This window comes from Bacteroidales bacterium, assembly GCA_035353855.1.
In the GTDB taxonomy this organism is placed as follows: Bacteria; Bacteroidota; Bacteroidia; order Bacteroidales; family CG2-30-32-10; genus DAOQAK01.
The window spans coordinates 37,427-54,183 of record DAOQAK010000024.1 but is presented as its reverse complement, the minus strand read 5'-3'; the positions used below and the strand labels follow the sequence as shown (position 1 = coordinate 54,183).

At 34.3% G+C, this 16,757-nt stretch carries 13 protein-coding genes; 6 read left to right on the top strand and 7 right to left on the bottom strand.

What is annotated here, in order from left to right; genetic code table 11:
* Positions 1-31 precede the first annotated feature (31 nt).
* Positions 32-736, top strand: a complete 705-nt coding sequence (locus PKK00_07740) for a response regulator transcription factor (GenBank protein ID HNW98284.1) — start codon at positions 32-34, stop codon at positions 734-736.
* A gap of 26 nt (positions 737-762) precedes the next feature.
* On the opposite strand, the gene PKK00_07735 is transcribed toward PKK00_07740, so the two are convergent.
* From PKK00_07735 to PKK00_07715, 5 genes are all read right to left on the bottom strand, one after another.
* Positions 763-1,734 carry a gamma-glutamyl-gamma-aminobutyrate hydrolase family protein gene (locus PKK00_07735; GenBank protein HNW98283.1) on the bottom strand — a complete coding sequence of 324 codons (972 nt, stop codon included), beginning with the start codon at positions 1,732-1,734 and terminating at the stop codon, positions 763-765.
* Between the two features lie 136 nt (positions 1,735-1,870).
* Positions 1,871-3,070 (bottom strand): DEAD/DEAH box helicase, encoded by a 1,200-nt coding sequence (locus PKK00_07730; protein ID HNW98282.1) that lies wholly within the window; start codon positions 3,068-3,070, stop codon positions 1,871-1,873.
* Between the two features lie 48 nt (positions 3,071-3,118).
* The gene (locus tag PKK00_07725; protein HNW98281.1) at positions 3,119-3,823 is read right to left on the bottom strand and encodes a methyltransferase; all 705 of its coding nucleotides are present in this window, start codon (positions 3,821-3,823) and stop codon (positions 3,119-3,121) included.
* Between the two features lie 12 nt (positions 3,824-3,835).
* Positions 3,836-4,372: a ribosome maturation factor RimM gene (gene rimM / locus PKK00_07720; GenBank protein ID HNW98280.1), complete on the bottom strand. Its 537-nt coding sequence runs from the start codon at positions 4,370-4,372 to the stop codon at positions 3,836-3,838.
* A gap of 11 nt (positions 4,373-4,383) precedes the next feature.
* Entirely contained in the window at positions 4,384-4,920 is a 537-nt protein-coding gene (locus PKK00_07715) for a 30S ribosomal protein S16 (GenBank protein HNW98279.1), read from the bottom strand.
* A 155-nt stretch (positions 4,921-5,075) separates the two neighbouring features.
* Between PKK00_07715 and PKK00_07710 the strand changes: the two genes are divergently transcribed.
* The 5 genes from PKK00_07710 to PKK00_07690 all read left to right on the top strand — a co-directional run bounded on the left by PKK00_07710 (position 5,076) and on the right by PKK00_07690 (position 14,124).
* Complete coding sequence (locus PKK00_07710) at positions 5,076-6,311, top strand: M28 family peptidase (protein ID HNW98278.1); 1,236 nt, start codon at positions 5,076-5,078, stop codon at positions 6,309-6,311.
* Positions 6,312-6,424: 113 nt separating this feature from the next.
* On the top strand, positions 6,425-9,070 hold the full coding sequence (locus PKK00_07705; GenBank protein HNW98277.1) for a PAS domain S-box protein: 2,646 nt from the start codon (positions 6,425-6,427) through the stop codon (positions 9,068-9,070).
* 147 nt (positions 9,071-9,217) lie between these two features.
* Positions 9,218-12,697, top strand: a complete 3,480-nt coding sequence (dnaE, locus tag PKK00_07700; GenBank protein HNW98276.1) for a DNA polymerase III subunit alpha — start codon at positions 9,218-9,220, stop codon at positions 12,695-12,697.
* Between the two features lie 85 nt (positions 12,698-12,782).
* The gene (gene trxA / locus PKK00_07695; protein ID HNW98275.1) at positions 12,783-13,100 is read left to right on the top strand and encodes a thioredoxin; all 318 of its coding nucleotides are present in this window, start codon (positions 12,783-12,785) and stop codon (positions 13,098-13,100) included.
* Positions 13,101-13,188: 88 nt separating this feature from the next.
* On the top strand, positions 13,189-14,124 hold the full coding sequence (locus PKK00_07690; GenBank protein HNW98274.1) for a DUF58 domain-containing protein: 936 nt from the start codon (positions 13,189-13,191) through the stop codon (positions 14,122-14,124).
* 49 nt (positions 14,125-14,173) lie between these two features.
* On the opposite strand, the gene PKK00_07685 is transcribed toward PKK00_07690, so the two are convergent.
* Positions 14,174-15,181, bottom strand: a complete 1,008-nt coding sequence (locus tag PKK00_07685; GenBank protein ID HNW98273.1) for a fibrobacter succinogenes major paralogous domain-containing protein — start codon at positions 15,179-15,181, stop codon at positions 14,174-14,176.
* Between the two features lie 25 nt (positions 15,182-15,206).
* Positions 15,207-16,754 (bottom strand): T9SS type A sorting domain-containing protein, encoded by a 1,548-nt coding sequence (locus PKK00_07680; protein HNW98272.1) that lies wholly within the window; start codon positions 16,752-16,754, stop codon positions 15,207-15,209.
* Positions 16,755-16,757: the final 3 nt, after the last annotated feature.

The following is a 16,757-nucleotide window of genomic DNA, read 5'->3' as shown; positions in this document are numbered from 1 at the left end:
TGATCAGATTGATGCATAATAAAATCAATAAATGAATTTTAAACAGTCTCTAAATATAAAATTGAACCCATTGATTAAAGATGAAAAAATAAGAGTTCTGATAGTTGACGACCATGATATAGTTATCATAGGATTGAAGGCGCTTTTATCAAGAAACCACGATATTGAAATCGTTGCCGTTACCAATGATGGATATGAAACCCTTGAAAAAGTTCATGAACTGAAACCTAATGTAGTTGTTCTTGATATTGATATTCCTAAAGTTTCAGGTATTGAAGTTACCGAACATATTACCAGGAATTATCCTGAAGTTAAGGTATTGCTTCATACATCTTTTTCAGATGAAGAACATATTGTTAAAGGTTTTGAAGCGGGAGCCTCGGGTTATGTTCCCAAAACATTTAAAGCCGATCAGTTGCTTGACGCTATTCGTACTGTAGCCAGGGGTGAACGATATATCAAAGGCAATATCTCCGAAACATTTATTGCCAGCTATTTTAAAACAAAGAAAGCTGATGAAATTGCCGAGAAAACAAAACTTATTCTTACATCAAGAGAACTGGAAATACTGAAACTGATAACTGACGGATCATCGAATCAATATATCGCCGATAATTTAAATATCAGTGTAAGAACAGTTGAAGCCCACAAACATAACATTATGAAAAAGCTGGGAATTTATAATACTGCTGAGCTGGTTAAATACGCACTAAAAAATAAAATAATCACTCTGTAATTATTTTATTTTCTTTTTTCCTTAAATTATTTCTTTTTAAAATAATCTTTATATTTTTTTGCTTCCAGAATAAAACGTTCTGCAATATGCACTGATAGTGGGTTTGATGTATCGAGTTTTTCGGGATGAAACTGCACCGCCAGCATAAAAGGTTTATTCTTTGGTTTTTTCCATTCATATGCTTCAATAATACCGTCGTTGCTGCGTGCCACAACTTTAAATTTATTTGAAAGTTTATTTACAGCCTGGTGATGGTATGAATTTACAGTGTCCTTCAGGGTTTTTCCTATATCATATAATATGGTTCCGGGAATAATATTTATTTCATGATAACATGGAGAATCGTCATTGCTTCGATGCTTTACAATAGTATCATAGTCTTGCGGAATATCAACAATAAGAGAACCTCCATATGCAACATTTAAAATTTGCTCACCTCGACAAACGGCAAGTATAGGCAGTTTCATTTTCATCGCTTTTTTTATCAGGGCGAATTCAACGGAGTCGCGGTGCAAATCAATATCACAACGCGAAGTATCTTTTTCTTTTCCATAACAACCCGGGTAAACATCTAAACCGCCGGTTAATAAAAGTGCCGAACATTTTTCCAATGCTTTTTCAGCATCTTCGGGCATTTTATCAATCATGTCAACAATCACAAGTGTTGAATCAACACTTTTTAAAAGATGAACATATTTTAAATAACCTTCGTTGCCATGAGCTTTGGAAACACCTATGAATAAAGTATCGGAGACCTTACGGAAATAATTTGCATTAACTTCAAATGATGCAAATGGAATATTAATTCCTGTCTCAAAAATTACATTATATCCTTTATCTATTCCCGTATAAGCTGGATTTAGAAGAGCGTTATTAAAAAATGAAAGACATGAATAATCAGATTTTGTTTTTAAAGAATCCGTATTTGTAGCGTAAATACAGGAACTTGAGCAAATGATAAAAATTAGTATGAGTTGCTTATATAAATTCAATTTCATTTTTTTGGGTTTAATGAAATGTTAGTGAATACAAACTTAGTAAATTTAAAATTAATCTTTCACACTAATAAAGACGACAGAAAGTTGTTGGATATTGGATTTTTTTGAATAAACAATGAAAGAGCTGTTAACGCGTTTATTTTTTTCTTGACCTGAATTTTTTTTCTTTTCCCTGTCTTGATTTATAAGGATTGTATATGGGACCTTCACCGATATGTTCGGGTAGTTTTATTTTATAAATAGATTTTTCCAAAAGTTTTTCAATTGATGCAAAATGACTTTGTTCTTTTTCATCAACAAACGTTATCGCCACGCCATCGGTTTCGGCACGTGCAGTGCGACCTATGCGATGTATATAGTCTTCATAATCGTTGGGCACGTCAAAATTAATTACCAGGTCGATATCTTCAATGTCGATACCACGCGAAAGAATATCTGTCGCAACAAGCACTTGTAACTTCCTGCTTTTAAAATTCAATAATGCATTTTCTCTTCTTTGCTGGTCAAGGTCAGAGTGAATGTCTTCTACAGATATTCCTAATTTTTTTAACTCACTGCTAAGTTGTTTCGTTTTTAATTTTGTTGAACAAAATATCAGCACACTCCGAAGTTGTTTGTTAAGTAATAGCTCTTTAATAAGAGGAATTTTTTGTTTATCATAAACGATGTAAGCTGCCTGTAATATTCGTTCTGCTGGTTTTGAAACGGCAATGTTTATTTCAGCCGGATTGATCAAAACTTTTTTTGCAAGGTTGCGCATTTCTTCAGGCATAGTGGCGGCAAAAAGAAGGTTCTGTCTTTTTGCAGGAAGGAATGAAATAATTTTCATGATGTCATCATAAAAACCCATATCCAGCATACGATCTGCTTCATCGAGAATTAAAAATTTTACTTCTGAAAATTTTACATAACCACCATTCAGATGAGATATCATGCGTCCGGGTGTACATATAACCACATCTGCTCCTTCTGAAAGCGCCTGTTGTTCCTGAGAGTATGAGATGCCATCGGTGCCACCATATACGGCAATTGATTTAACCGGCGTGAAGTAGGAAAAACCTTGAAAATACTGATCTATCTGTATAGCCAGTTCACGCGTTGGAACAATTACAAGAGCGTGCACATTATTGTCTTGTTCTGAAGAGATGATTTTATTAATCACAGGAAGCAGGAATGCAGCTGTTTTTCCTGTACCTGTCTGAGCTGAAGCAATTAAATCTTTTCCTTCGAGAATAACAGGAATAGCTTGCTCCTGTATAGGTGTTGCTGTTTCAAAACCCAATGCTTCAATTCCTTCGAGAAGCTGTGGGTTGAATCCGAATTCTTTAAAATTCATTTTATACCTGGTAAATGCTTAATGTTGTAAAGTTAATCAAAATTGGAATTAAAAAATAATATAGAAATCCTTTGTCAGTTCTATATATTCCGATGTATAGTTTTTCCCTTCTTTATCAAGAATAGGAATTTTATTTTTTATGCAGGGCATTTTTTCTCGTTGCATTTCCAATAGCACCCGAACAGGAGTGGCTTCGGCTTTTGGTTCGGCTTCCGTAATCTTTACGGTATGAAAACCTTCAATAAGTGCAATATCACTGAATAATTTAAAACTATCAAAAGGAATGATAGTGCAAAATTTTCCTTCTGGTTTTAGCAATCGTAATGCACCTGAAATTAATTCTTCAAAAGAGAGTGAATCGGTATGACGGGCTAATCTTCTTTTTTTATCGGGAGCTTTTAGCGAATTCAGAAAGTATGGAGGGCAGCTTACGATCAAATCATATTTTTTTGTACATGATTTTACGTATTCCTGGATAGAGGAATGAATAACATTCGTTCTGTTTTTCCATGGGCTTTCAGAAATATTTTTTAATGCTTGTTGGTATGCATCATTATCAATTTCAACAGCATCAATCGTTGCATTGCTTCGCTGTGCAAGCATCAGGGCTATAACTCCACTTCCTGTACCAATATCAAGAATTGAAGTGGTATTCTCGATGTTTGCCCATGCTCCAAGCAGGCAGCCATCCGTGCCTATTTTCATAGCACACCCGCTATCGTCGATACTGAATTGTTTGAATTGAAAAGGCAAGGGCAGAAATTTTTACTTTTTAGTTTCGAAATTCATTTCTATCAATCCTTCGGGAGCGTTGATATAAATGGTTTTGTTCTTTTTGTCGACCTTGCAGATAAATTCTTCGGCAACAGGAATTAAAATTTCTTTGCCATGATAATCGATCTGTAACAGTTGCTGTTGTGGCATTTCGATAATATTCAGCAGGATCCCTATTTCACCTTTTATTTTATCAATGATCTTGAATCCTGCAAAATCGAATAGCTCGCGTTGCTTTTTTATTTTTTCTGGGAGCAGTTCATTTGCCAGCCATATATTGCTTTGGCATAAGCGACGGGATTTGTCATCGTTATCGATACCTTCAAACTTAATAGTAAAGGAATTATTCCCGGAATAGTTATATGATTCAATAAAAAAAGGAACCAGTAATCCTTCAATTTCAATGAATACTGATTCCGTTTTTTCAAGTATACCCGGAATGTCAATTAAAACAGATACTGTCAGTTCTCCTTTAAATCCGTGGGTTTTAATAATTTTACCGTAATGAAAACAATCTTCCTTTTTCATGGAAGCGTTGTTTATGCTTCGGTTTTAGGTTCTTCTTCAGCTGGTGCTTCAGTAACTTCTTCTTTCTTTTCAGCTTCTTTTTCGGCAAGTTTAGCACGTTTTGCAGCCAATTCTGTTTCTCTTTGTTCTTTTATTTTTGCTTCAGCTTCAAGTCTTTTCTTTAACTCAGTTTTGCTTTCCTGTGCTTTCTGGTTGATTTTGCTTGAAATTTTAGCTTGTTTTTCTTCAATCCATTTCTGGAATTTAGCTTCTGCTACTTCTGCTGTTAATGCACCTTTTGCTACACCTTTTAATAAGTGGTTTTTGTACATTACACCTTTATATGAAAGAATTGCTTTAGCCGTGTCAGTAGGAGTAGCTCCATTTTGAATCCATTTCAAAGCCTTTTCAAAATTAAGGTCAATGGTTGCAGGAACAGTTAAGGGATTGTATACCCCGATTTTTTCAATGAATTTTCCATCGCGTGGTGCACGACCATCCGCAATTACAATATGGTAAAAAGGTTGACCTTTTTTTCCAAAACGCTGTAATCTTATTTTCGTTGCCATAATTTAATAAATAATAATGTTATGATTTTTAAATTGGAGTGCAAATGTCTGAATTATTTTCAAATAAACAAAATAATTAATTAAAATAATGGTATAATTGAATTTCAATTTATTCTGAAATTTTACATATCTTTACAATTAAAATATAAGTTTTTATGAAAAAACATACACTTCCTTTCATTTTATTGATATCCTTCTTTCTTTTAAATAAAGTTAATTCACAGGATACCCGGGCGTACGACCCTGTAATACAGACGATAGTTGACAAGGTTAATGGCGATACAATATGGAATGATATGACCGTTCTGTCAGCGAAACAGCGATACACAACTAATTCAAATTCGGTTCAGGCGGCAAATTATTTGAAAAATTATTTTCTTGCTATAGGATTTGATACGGCATATTTTCAAACATATACTATATCGGGGGTTTCATATGTGGCACCTAATGTAATTGCTGTGAAATACGGACTTACTTATCCCGATTCGGTTATAGTTGTTGGCGCTCATTATGATGTGTATGCTTCAAATGCTCCCGGCGCTGATGATAATGGAAGCGGTACTGCCGCTGTTATGGAAACAGGAAGGGCAATAATTGGACACGATTACAAACGTACCATAAAATTAGTTTGTTTTTCGGGAGAAGAACAAGGCTTATATGGTAGTAAGGCATATGCAAATAATGCTTATACTTCAGGCGAAAAAATTTCGGCGGCTATAACCATGGATATGATTGCGTATGTAAAATCGGGTGATGCTGTAAATTCAGATGTTTATTATAATACCAATTCAACCGGGTTGAAAAACAATTATGCCACAATAACTTCTTTATATATTTCAGGGTTTACTGTTGCCAATGCAACTTATCCGTCCAGCGCAGGCTCTGATGTGGATTCATTCTGGAATAAAGGATATAAAGCTATTTTCCCATGCGAAGGGCAATATTCATCGCTGCCTTCAAGCGATCATTGTTCTCCGTATATGCATTCATCAAGTGATGTGGTTGGTGCAACAGGAAACTCAAAACCCCAGGCACAAAAAATCACACAAAGCGTAGTTGCTACTGTTGTAACCATTGCGGAACTGGAAACATTTACGGATTTGAATTATACGAATTCATTAAATGAAAATTTTTATCTGAATATTAGTCCTAATCCTGTTTCAACAAATGCTGTTGTGAAATATTTCATTCCAGAAAATTCAACTGTGAAAATTTCTGTTTATGATATATATGGAAAACTTTATAAAACATTAAAATGCTTTCATGAGCACAGTATAGGAAGCCCTTCCGAAATAATTTTACTGGTTGATGATTTGTCTTCTGGAATTTATTTTCTGAAATTAGAATCCACATGCGGTTCTGTAACAAAAAAATTCCTGGTGAATAAGTAAAAATTTTCATTTAATATTTTGTAAAAAAATATTATCTTAGCCCTAACATATATTCTTTTTTACAATATTTACCGATTTATTATTACAATTGGTTGAATATTTAATAACCAGATATGGCAATTAAAAATATTCGTTATATTATTTTGGGATTTTCAATTCTTTCATGCATTATTGGATATGTATTCCATTTTTTTGATCATAAAAAAACAGATATTAATACGGATGACACAATCTTTTTAATTTCAATAATCAGCTTAGCTCTTTATGGAATATCTTACATTGGCAGACTTAAGCAGAAGCCTGTAATAATTGCATATGCTTTTGAAATGGTTATAGCTGTATGGTTTATTTCTTTAACAGCGCTAAATAATTTTCCGGAAGATTTTTCTTATCTGCTGATTTTGTTTATTCTGATGTTGGGAATAATTTATACTGATACAAAAGGTTTTTTGATCTTTCATCTTTCTATATTGGTTGTGCTTATAATTTTAGCGTTTCTGGCTGTAAATCCTATAACACATCTTGTAACATTTATACTGCTTTATGTTGCTTCCGGAATTTTAATGTACTTTATATTAAAGACAAAAGAAAAAACCCAGTCAAAATTAGAAAAAGCAAAGGCAAATGCATTATCAATACTTCAAAGTTCTGTGGGTTTTTTCTTTTTTCTGGATAAGGATTTTAAAATAATTTCATTTAACAAATTTGCGAAAGAGATATACAGCAAAGAAATGCATATGGAGCTGGAAGAAGGGAAATCGATTTTACAATATATGCCTCCTGATTCACATGAGTCGTTGCTGAAAACACTGAATGAGTGTAAGAATGGTAAAATAATAAAGAATGAGAAAAAAGCAAATTTTCCGGGAGGTCCTTCGGTGTGGGTTGAAAATACTTTTACTCCTGTGTATGATAATAAAAATATTTTCCTTGGAATATCTTTTCAAACAGTAAACATTGATGAACGAAAAGCAATTGAGGAAGCTTTGATAGAAAGTGAGAAAAAGTTTTTGCAAATGGCCGAAAATATTAATGATGGATTATGGATAGGAACACAGAGTGAACTCATTTTTATAAATACAGCTTTTGAAAAAATATGGGGCGTTAAAAAAGAAGATGTGATAAAAAACCCACAATTAATTCAAAAAGCAATGCATCCTGAAGATTTTGAAGTTTTATCAAAAAAATATCCAAACAGGAGAAATGAATTTAATCCATCTGATGAGCAATACCGCATAATAAGGGCTGATGGCGAAATCCGTTGGGTGTGGGCAAGAAGATTCCCCGTGTTTGATGAAGTAAAAAATCTTTATAGGACAGTAGGTATTGTTACAGATATTACTGATAAAAAGAATACAGAAGCAAAAATATTGCAACAAAACGAATTCTTACAAACCCTGATCAATACCATTCCGAATCCTGTTTTCTACAAAGATGAGAAAGGTCGGTATTTAGGATGCAACAAAGCATTTGAAAATAACATAGGAGGAAAGAAGGAAAATCTTATTGGTAAAAACGTTTATGACCTTTCGCCTAAAGAACTTGCTGATATTTATTTTGAAAAAGATAATGAATTATTTAAAAATCCGGATCTGCAAATTTATGAATCGAAAGTAAAATATACCGATGGCAGTATTCATGATGTGATTTTTCATAAAGCAACATTTGAAAAAAATGATGGAAGCATAGGTGGGCTGGTAGGAGTTATCCTTGATATCACTGAACGTAAAAAATTCGAAGATGCTCTTTATCTCAGCGAAAAACGATTCAAGGAAATGTCCGATACATTGCCATTACTGGTGTATGAAACGGATGAAAAGGGCAACATTACATATTTTAATAAAGCCGGTTTCAGTTACACAGGATACACACTTGAGGATTTTGAAAAGGGACTGACGCTGCCCATGATGTTTCCTCCCGGCGAAATGGAACGCGCGATGCGAAATGCGAACCGAACAATGAAAGGTACAATTGTAGGTGCAAAAGAATATATGCTTAAAAGAAAGGATGGTTCGCTCTATCCTGCAATTATAAATACGGTACCTATTGTGAAAGACAATAATGTTATAGGAAGACGTGGAGTGGTTACGGATATTACCGAATTGAAAAAGGTAGAAGAAAAAGTAAAAGCATCATTAAAAGAAAAAGAAATTTTACTTAAAGAAATTCATCACAGGGTAAAAAATAACATGCAGATTATTTCATCTATCTTAAGGTTGCAATCAAGCAGTATAGACAATCCTGTAATTCACGAAGTCTTCCTTGATGCTCAGCAGCGGATAAATACTATGGCATTGGTGCATGAAAAATTATACCAGGCAAAAAATTTTGCTAATATTGATGTGAAGGAATATATAAATGATCTGGTAAGTTCTATCTCCTCTTTATTAAATTCAAATCCTAATAAAATCAAGGTGGTGATGGATGTTGAACCTATTTCAATAAACCTCGATACTATGATTCCTGTGGGATTAATTTTGAATGAACTGATTACAAACAGTATGAAATATGCTTTTTCTGATGGCAGAAATGGAATCATAAGTATAAAACTGAAAAAAGAAAAAGATAACCGGTTTAGGTTAACACATTCCGATAATGGTATCGGGTTTCCTGAAAATTATGATATTGAGAATTCGCAATCGCTTGGATTGAGATTGGTTTATACATTGAGCGAACAGTTAAACGGGCAAGTCACATTTACAAACAAGAATGGCAGTACATTTATAATTGAATTTTCTGAACTGGTAAGAAAAATATAAAATAGTTTTCACCATCCTGAAAAATTGTAAAACAAGAATTTCGGCACTTTTAAATTTTTTATTAACACACGAAAAACTTCCTGCCTTTTTCATTAATTTTACCAATCAAAATCATCATTACATTTTATAAAGGAAGAAGCTGCTGATATGCCTGATTTTACTCATTTACACGTACACACTCAATATTCTATTCTTGATGGCGCATCGGACATAAAGGTACTGATGAACAAAGTTCGCGAATACGGAATGAAATCTATTGCCATTACCGACCATGGCAATATGTTCGGAGTACTCGAATTTCTTAAAGCATCAAAAGAAATAAAAGAAAAATACGATTATTATATAAAGCCGATTATTGGTTGCGAGATGTATGTAGCTGATGGAAGTCGGTTCGAGAAAAAAGGAAAAGAAGACCGCAGCGGATTTCACCTGATATTACTGGCAAAGAATTATGAAGGATATAAAAATCTTTCAAGGTTGTGTTCGTTTGCATTTAAAAAAGAAGCTTTTTATTACACCCCCAGGATTGATAAAGAATTGCTCGCAGAGTATCACGAAGGGCTTATTGCCAGCTCAGCATGTCTTGGTGGCGAAATAGCTCAATATATTTTACAGAATAATGAGGAAAAAGCTGAACAATCCTTAAAAGAATATTACAATATTTTTGGTGAGGATTTTTACCTGGAGCTGATGGATCATGGGTTACGCGAACAGAAGGAAGTAAATAAAAAATTGATAGAGTTTGCTTCACGATATAATATAAAATGTATAGCCACTAATGATTCGCATTTTGTAAATGCTGAAGATGCAAAAGCGCACGACATCCTCGTATGCCTGAATACCGGAAGGGATTATGATGACCCCAACCGTATGCGGTATACAGGAAATGAATACCTGCGTTCACCGGAAGAAATGGAAAAATTGTTTGCATATTATCCTGAAGCCATTGCAAACACAAATGAGATTGTTGAAAAAATTGAACAATACGAATTGAAACACGAGGTCATCCTTCCTTCTTTTCCGCTGCCTGTGGGATATACAGACGAAGATGAGTATTTGCGCTATTTAACATATAAAGGAGCGGAAATTTTATATCCTGATATGTCCGACGATATTCGTAACAGGATAGATTATGAATTGTTGGTAATAAAAGAAAAAGGTTTTGCCGGTTATTTTCTAATTGTTTCAGATTATATAAATGCTGCAAAAGAAATGAATGTAGCGGTAGGGCCGGGGCGTGGTTCTGCAGCCGGTTCTGCTGTGGCTTTTTGTATAGGCATCACTGCTGTTGATCCAATAAAATATAATCTTCTTTTTGAACGTTTTCTTAATCCTGAACGTCCGTCAATGCCCGATATCGATGTGGATTTTGATGATGACGGTCGTGAAAAAGTAAAAAATTATGTAGTACAAAAATATGGTGTAGATAAAGTAGCTTCTATTGTTACTTTTGGTACCATGGCTGCACGTTCGGCAATACGCGATGTAGCAAGGGTTTTAAAACTTCCATTATCCGAAGCCGACAGGTTAGCGAAAATGATCCCGGGCAACGACCCTAAAATGACTTTAAAAAAAGCCTATGCTGAAGTTCCTGAATTGCGCGAGGCTAAAGAGAAAGGTTCACCACTTGTTCAGGATACGCTCATATTTGCTGAAAAACTGGAAGGCTCAATACGACATACCGGTGTGCATGCCTGTGGAATTATTATCGGAAGAAATAATTTAATGGAACATTTACCATTAAGTACAGCTAAGGATACCGACCTGATGGTTACGCAATACGAAGGGGAGCAGGTTGAATATGTGGGCATGCTTAAAATGGATTTCCTAGGTTTAAAAACGCTTTCCATTATAAGTGATACCATACAGAATATTGAATTACGTCATAATATAAAAGTAGATATAGAAAAAATTCCTCTCGATGATGAACTAACCTTCAGCTTATTTCAGAAAGGTGATACAGTAAGTATTTTCCAGTTTGAGTCCGAAGGTATGCGCTCTCATCTTCGTGAATTGAAACCTACAAATATTGAAGACCTGATAGCGATGAACGCTTTGTATCGCCCGGGCCCTATGGATTACATTCCTTTATTCATCAACAGGAAAAAAGGAAAAGAGCAAATTGAATACCCGCATCCATGGCTTGAAGGCATACTTAAAGCAACATATGGAATCATGGTCTACCAGGAACAGATCATGCAGGCAGCACAGGTTATGGCGGGTTACTCACTTGGTCAGGCCGATTTACTCAGGCGTGCTATGGGTAAGAAGAAGGCTGAAGTGATGGAACAACAGAAAAGCGTGTTTGTTCAGGGTGCTGTGAAAAAAGGTGTAGATAAAGAAAAAGCAGAAGAAGTTTTCCATGTAATGGAAAAATTTGCCAACTATGGATTCAACAGGTCGCATGCTGCAGCGTATTCTGTAATTGCATATCAGACCGCTTACCTTAAAGCACATTATCCTGCCGAATTCATGGCTGCTGTTCTTACACGTAACCTTAATGATATAAAGAAAATTACTTTCTTAATGGACGAATGCAAACGAATGGGAATTGAAGTTTTAGGTCCTGATGTTAATGAAAGTGAAATGAGATTCATCGTAACAAAAAAAGGAATAATACGATTCGGGTTAGGCGCTGTTAAAGGTGTTGGTGAATCGGCAGTTGATGCTATTGTTGCTGAACGCAGAGAAAACGGTAATTATAAAAATATTTTTGATGTTGCCAAACGTGTGAACCTGAGGGCATGTAATAAACGATGCTTTGAAGCATTAGCAATGGCAGGCGCCTTCGATAGTTTCCCTGATGTGCATCGCGCACAGTTCTTTTACCAGGAATCGAACGAAGAATCCAATACGATAGATAAAATTATAAAACACGGTAGCATTATACAAAGTAAAAAATCACAATCGCAACATTCATTATTCGGAGAAACAGAAGAAACGGATATTCCAGACCCGAAGTTGCCCGATTGCGAGCCGCTGTCGAAATTGGACCTGCTTAATAAAGAAAGAGAAGTTACAGGGATTTATATTTCAGGGCATCCGTTGGAAGATTATAAAGTTGAAATTGAAAATTTTTGTAATGTTTCATTGATAGAACTGGAAGATTTAAAGAAATTTAAAAATCGTGAATTAGTTTTTGCAGGCATCATAACATCGGTTGCACATAAAACTACTAAAACCGGAAAGCCTTTTGGCACCTTTGTTTTGGAAGATTATGAAGGTTCAATACAAATTTCATTATTCTCGGAAGATTACGTAAAGTTCAGGCAATACCTTACCAAAGATTATTCTCTTTTTATAAGAGCCAGAGTTGCCCAGCGATATAACCAGCCTGATCAGCTGGAATTAAAAATAAATACGATTAGTTTGCTTTCGGAAGTACTTAAAAAATTTGTAACTCAAATTACAGTACACATTCCGCTGGCTGAGCTTACCGAGGATTTGATAAAAAAAATAGCAGTACACCTGAAGAAGAATTCAGGAAGTTCTTCAATATGTTTTTCCGTTCATGATAATGTGGGGAAACTCTCAGTTGAGCTGCCATCGAGGAAAATAAAAGTCGATTCTTCAGAATTCCTGAAAGCAATTTCTAAAATTCCCGAAATAAAATATAAACTGAATTAATAAAAAACAGCAGATAATATTATTGAAGTGTTATTTTTTATATATCTAAAAAAATATATATTTGTAAAAATAAAATAAACTTATTATGGCATTAGAATTTACTGACGCAAATTTTGAAGAAGTGGTTATCAAATCAGATAAACCTGTTCTTGTTGATTTCTGGGCTGAATGGTGTGGTCCATGCAGAATGATTGCTCCATTGGTTGCTGAACTTTCAACGGAATACGAAGGCAAAGCATTAATCGGGAAGGTAGATGTGGATAGCAATCCCGGTATTGCTACAAAATATGGAATCCGCAATATACCTACAATCCTTTTTATTAAAGGAGGCCAGGTAGTTGATAAGCAGGTTGGCGCTGTTCCCAAACAAAAGCTTGTTGAAAAACTGGAAGCGCTTTTATAATAAAATTTTCATAATTTTATTCTTTCTGTCAGTCTGAGTTTATCGAAGACTGACAGTGCTATTTTACAATAAAAATAAAATTCCATCATTGGCTCAATCATTAAATAATAATGAAATCCAGCAATTCGGAAACCTTGAGCTGATTGCGAAGCAGGTTGTTGAAGGTTTTATTACGGGGCTTCATAAAAGTCCGTTTCATGGTTTTTCCGTTGAATTTGCCGAACATCGTCTTTATAACAAAGGCGAATCCACACGTCATATCGATTGGAAATTATACGGTCGTACAGAAAAACTTTTTGTAAAACGATTTGAAGAAGAAACCAATCTCCGCTGCCAGATAATTATTGATAATTCATCATCGATGTATTATCCCGAAGAAAGCAATCCGGCAAAAGGTGTTTTTAATAAAATTTCTTTTTCAGTATATTGTGCTGCTGCTTTAATTTATTTGTTGCGCCGACAGCGCGATGCTGTTGGCATCAGTTTGTTTTCGGATAATGTGGAATTGCACACCCAATCGAAATCAAGCGCTGTACATCATAAACATTTGTATGCCGAATTGGAAAAACTTCTTGTTCGTATTACAGATGAAAAACCTAAAAGAACGAATGCTGCCGATGCACTTCATTATCTTGCCGACAACATTCATAAACGTTCGCTGGTGGTGATCTTCAGCGATATGATGGATAATTCCGAAAAATCAAAAGAATTATTATCGGCATTACAGCATATGCGACATAACAAGCATGAAGTAATTTTATTTCATGTAGTGGATAAATCTAAAGAAATAAATTTCGATTTTGAAAATCGTCCGTGTAAATTCATCGACCTCGAAACAAATGAAGAAGTAAAACTTCATCCCAACGAAATCAAAGACCATTACCGCAAAGCGATGGCAGAATACAAAGATTTAATAAAACTGAAATGCGGACAAAATTATATCGACTTTGTAGAAGCTGATGTGGATGAAGGTTTCCGGAATATTTTACTTCCTTATCTTTTGAAAAGAGAAAAACTTTTTTGAAAGTTTTTTAGAGATAACATGTTTTTACTTTTTTTATCAGTATATTTTGTTAATCTTTAATACATCTCACTGAAAAACCAACTTTACCTTTATAAGCATAACATTTTTCAATATAAGCATTATGTGTATCAATATGTCTATTCCATGCAAGAGTAGCACAAGAATCAGAAGTAGACCACCAAAATGTAGAATATCCGATACTGCTTAATTCGCCTCCGTCAGGTCGACTACCACTGGGTAGTCCCATGAATCCGCTATAGTTATCTGCGCCTGTATTAGGAAAAACCCAATGAGCTGTAGATGCTTCTTTCAACCTACCTCCAGCAATATTACTACCTCCTAAATATTCTACTAAAATGTTCCATTCTGCATCACTTGGCACATGCCATCCAAGAGGAGCAATACAACGACTATCTGTAACAGCATACCAGTTATATAATTTACCATATATCATTGCATCGTTGATACTGTTGTTTTTATTACAGTATGCGCCAGTTGTAAGATTATCCCAAAGGTCGTTTTTATCAATTACTAAAGGTATTGAATTCCCATTTCTATATTTCGTAGTTTTAAGATTCTCTATCATCCATTCCTGTGTGCCAATAATTATTGTATAATAAATATTGCCATCAACATCAGATATGGAATCGTTACAAGTCTTAACAAATAATTGGTTTGAATATCCTGTACCTATATTGTTAGTGGCATATGCTCGCATGAAGTAGAAGGTATTTGGTGATAATCCTGAAATAAGATTTGTAAAACTTCCACTTAATGTTCCATTTGTTGTTTTGTAATCATTTATAGTTGGTGAATCATTTATATCCCAGCAAATGCCGCTTGTTATGATAGGGGCACCTCCATCTGAAATTATTTTTCCACTCACATTTACTGTTGAAAGTTTAATAGAGCTAACATTAGTAGTAGTTAGTGTAGGTACTGTTGGAGCTATATTTGAAGAAAAATTATTTAAATCATTATCATTATTATTTTTTTTACATGATAATGTAAGCATTAAAATCATTCCGATGATTGACGATAAACTATGTTTTGTCATATACCTAAATACTATACTCTGTTATTTATTTTATTATTTTTATTTCAAAGTGATTAGAGTTATTTTTTAATGAAAGAATATAATTTCCTGCTTTTATGGATTCATCAAAGTTCAGTGTTTCCTTGTGTTTTCCTTTGTTCCGGGTTTCATTTGATATAAAAGTTTTTATCAACTTTCCATTCATATCGAATAAATCAACAGATAATATTTCGTCGTTTAATAATTCGTATTCTATAACTGTTTCACTATTTACAGGGTTGGGATAAATGAAAACAGAATTTGCATCTGTAGTAAAATCAATTATTCCAATATTGAGACCAGAAATATATCGAGCAATAGCAACAATATTAAAGAAATTTAAATCAGATTTACCACCAAGCAAGATTCTTCCATCAGGCTGAATAGCCATACAGGTTGAATAATCGACATTAGTTCCAAAATCTGTTAATACAATTCCATCTGTTCCGAAAGTACTGTCAATACTACCGTTTATATTAAGTCTTACCAAAGTAAAGTCGCTATTATTTGAATCATCTAATGAGTAACCCGAAATCAGTATTTTACCATCTTCTTGTAATTCAACAGAATTACAAATACTAGATTTTCGGATAGGCATTAATACTTTTCCACTTTGATTAAAACTAAGGTCAATAGAGCCATTGCTATTATATTTTATCAAAGCAAAAGAATTAGTAGGGTTTGTGTTTGATGTTCCTGCAAGAAATATTTTTCCGTCGGGTGCAAGGCACATATCATTACAGTAATCATGATCAGGGCCAAAAGAAGTAAACAATTTTCCATCGTAACTAAAAGTGCTATCAAGAGTACCATTTGAATTATACCTAAGAAGTCCAAAATCATATTTAGTGGAGAAGCCTCCAACCTGAGCTGCAGCCAATATTTTCCCGTCAGATTGAATAGCAATTTTAACAATAGTTTCATCGGGACTCATATCTGTTGTTACATATCCATTTGTGCCAAAAGTATTATCTATACTGCCATCAGATAGTAATTTAAAAAGAAGCAGATCTGTATCACATGAACCGCCACAAAATATTTTTCCATCGGGAGCAAGCATTATAGAGCTTACGTAAGTAAATTTTCCATCGATCTGGGAAAAAAGTTTCCCGTTATTACCAAAGCTATTGTCAAGGCTGCCATTGGCATTATATCTAACAACAAAATAAAAACTTTTACCTGACAGATATGAACTGCCTGCAATCAGAATTTTTTCATCAGGCTGAATAATAACGGAATGAGGCCTATCCATTGCGTCCGAGAAACCCAGCGTATCAAACCCATTCGTTGCAAATGTTTGATCAATATTTCCATCAGGGGTATAACGGGTTATAAGAAGATTGTCAAGAGTTATCGGTTCTATAGTTGTACCAGCGATTATTATTTTACCATCCGTTTGAACGGCAATTGAACTAGCCGCATCGTTATCTGTTCCAAAATCAGTAATTATTTTTCCATCGGAATTAAAATCACAGTCAAGGATGCCCGGTTGAGAAAAACTATTTACTGAGAAGAGTATTAAAAAAAGTGTGATAAATGGAAAATGTGTTTTCATATT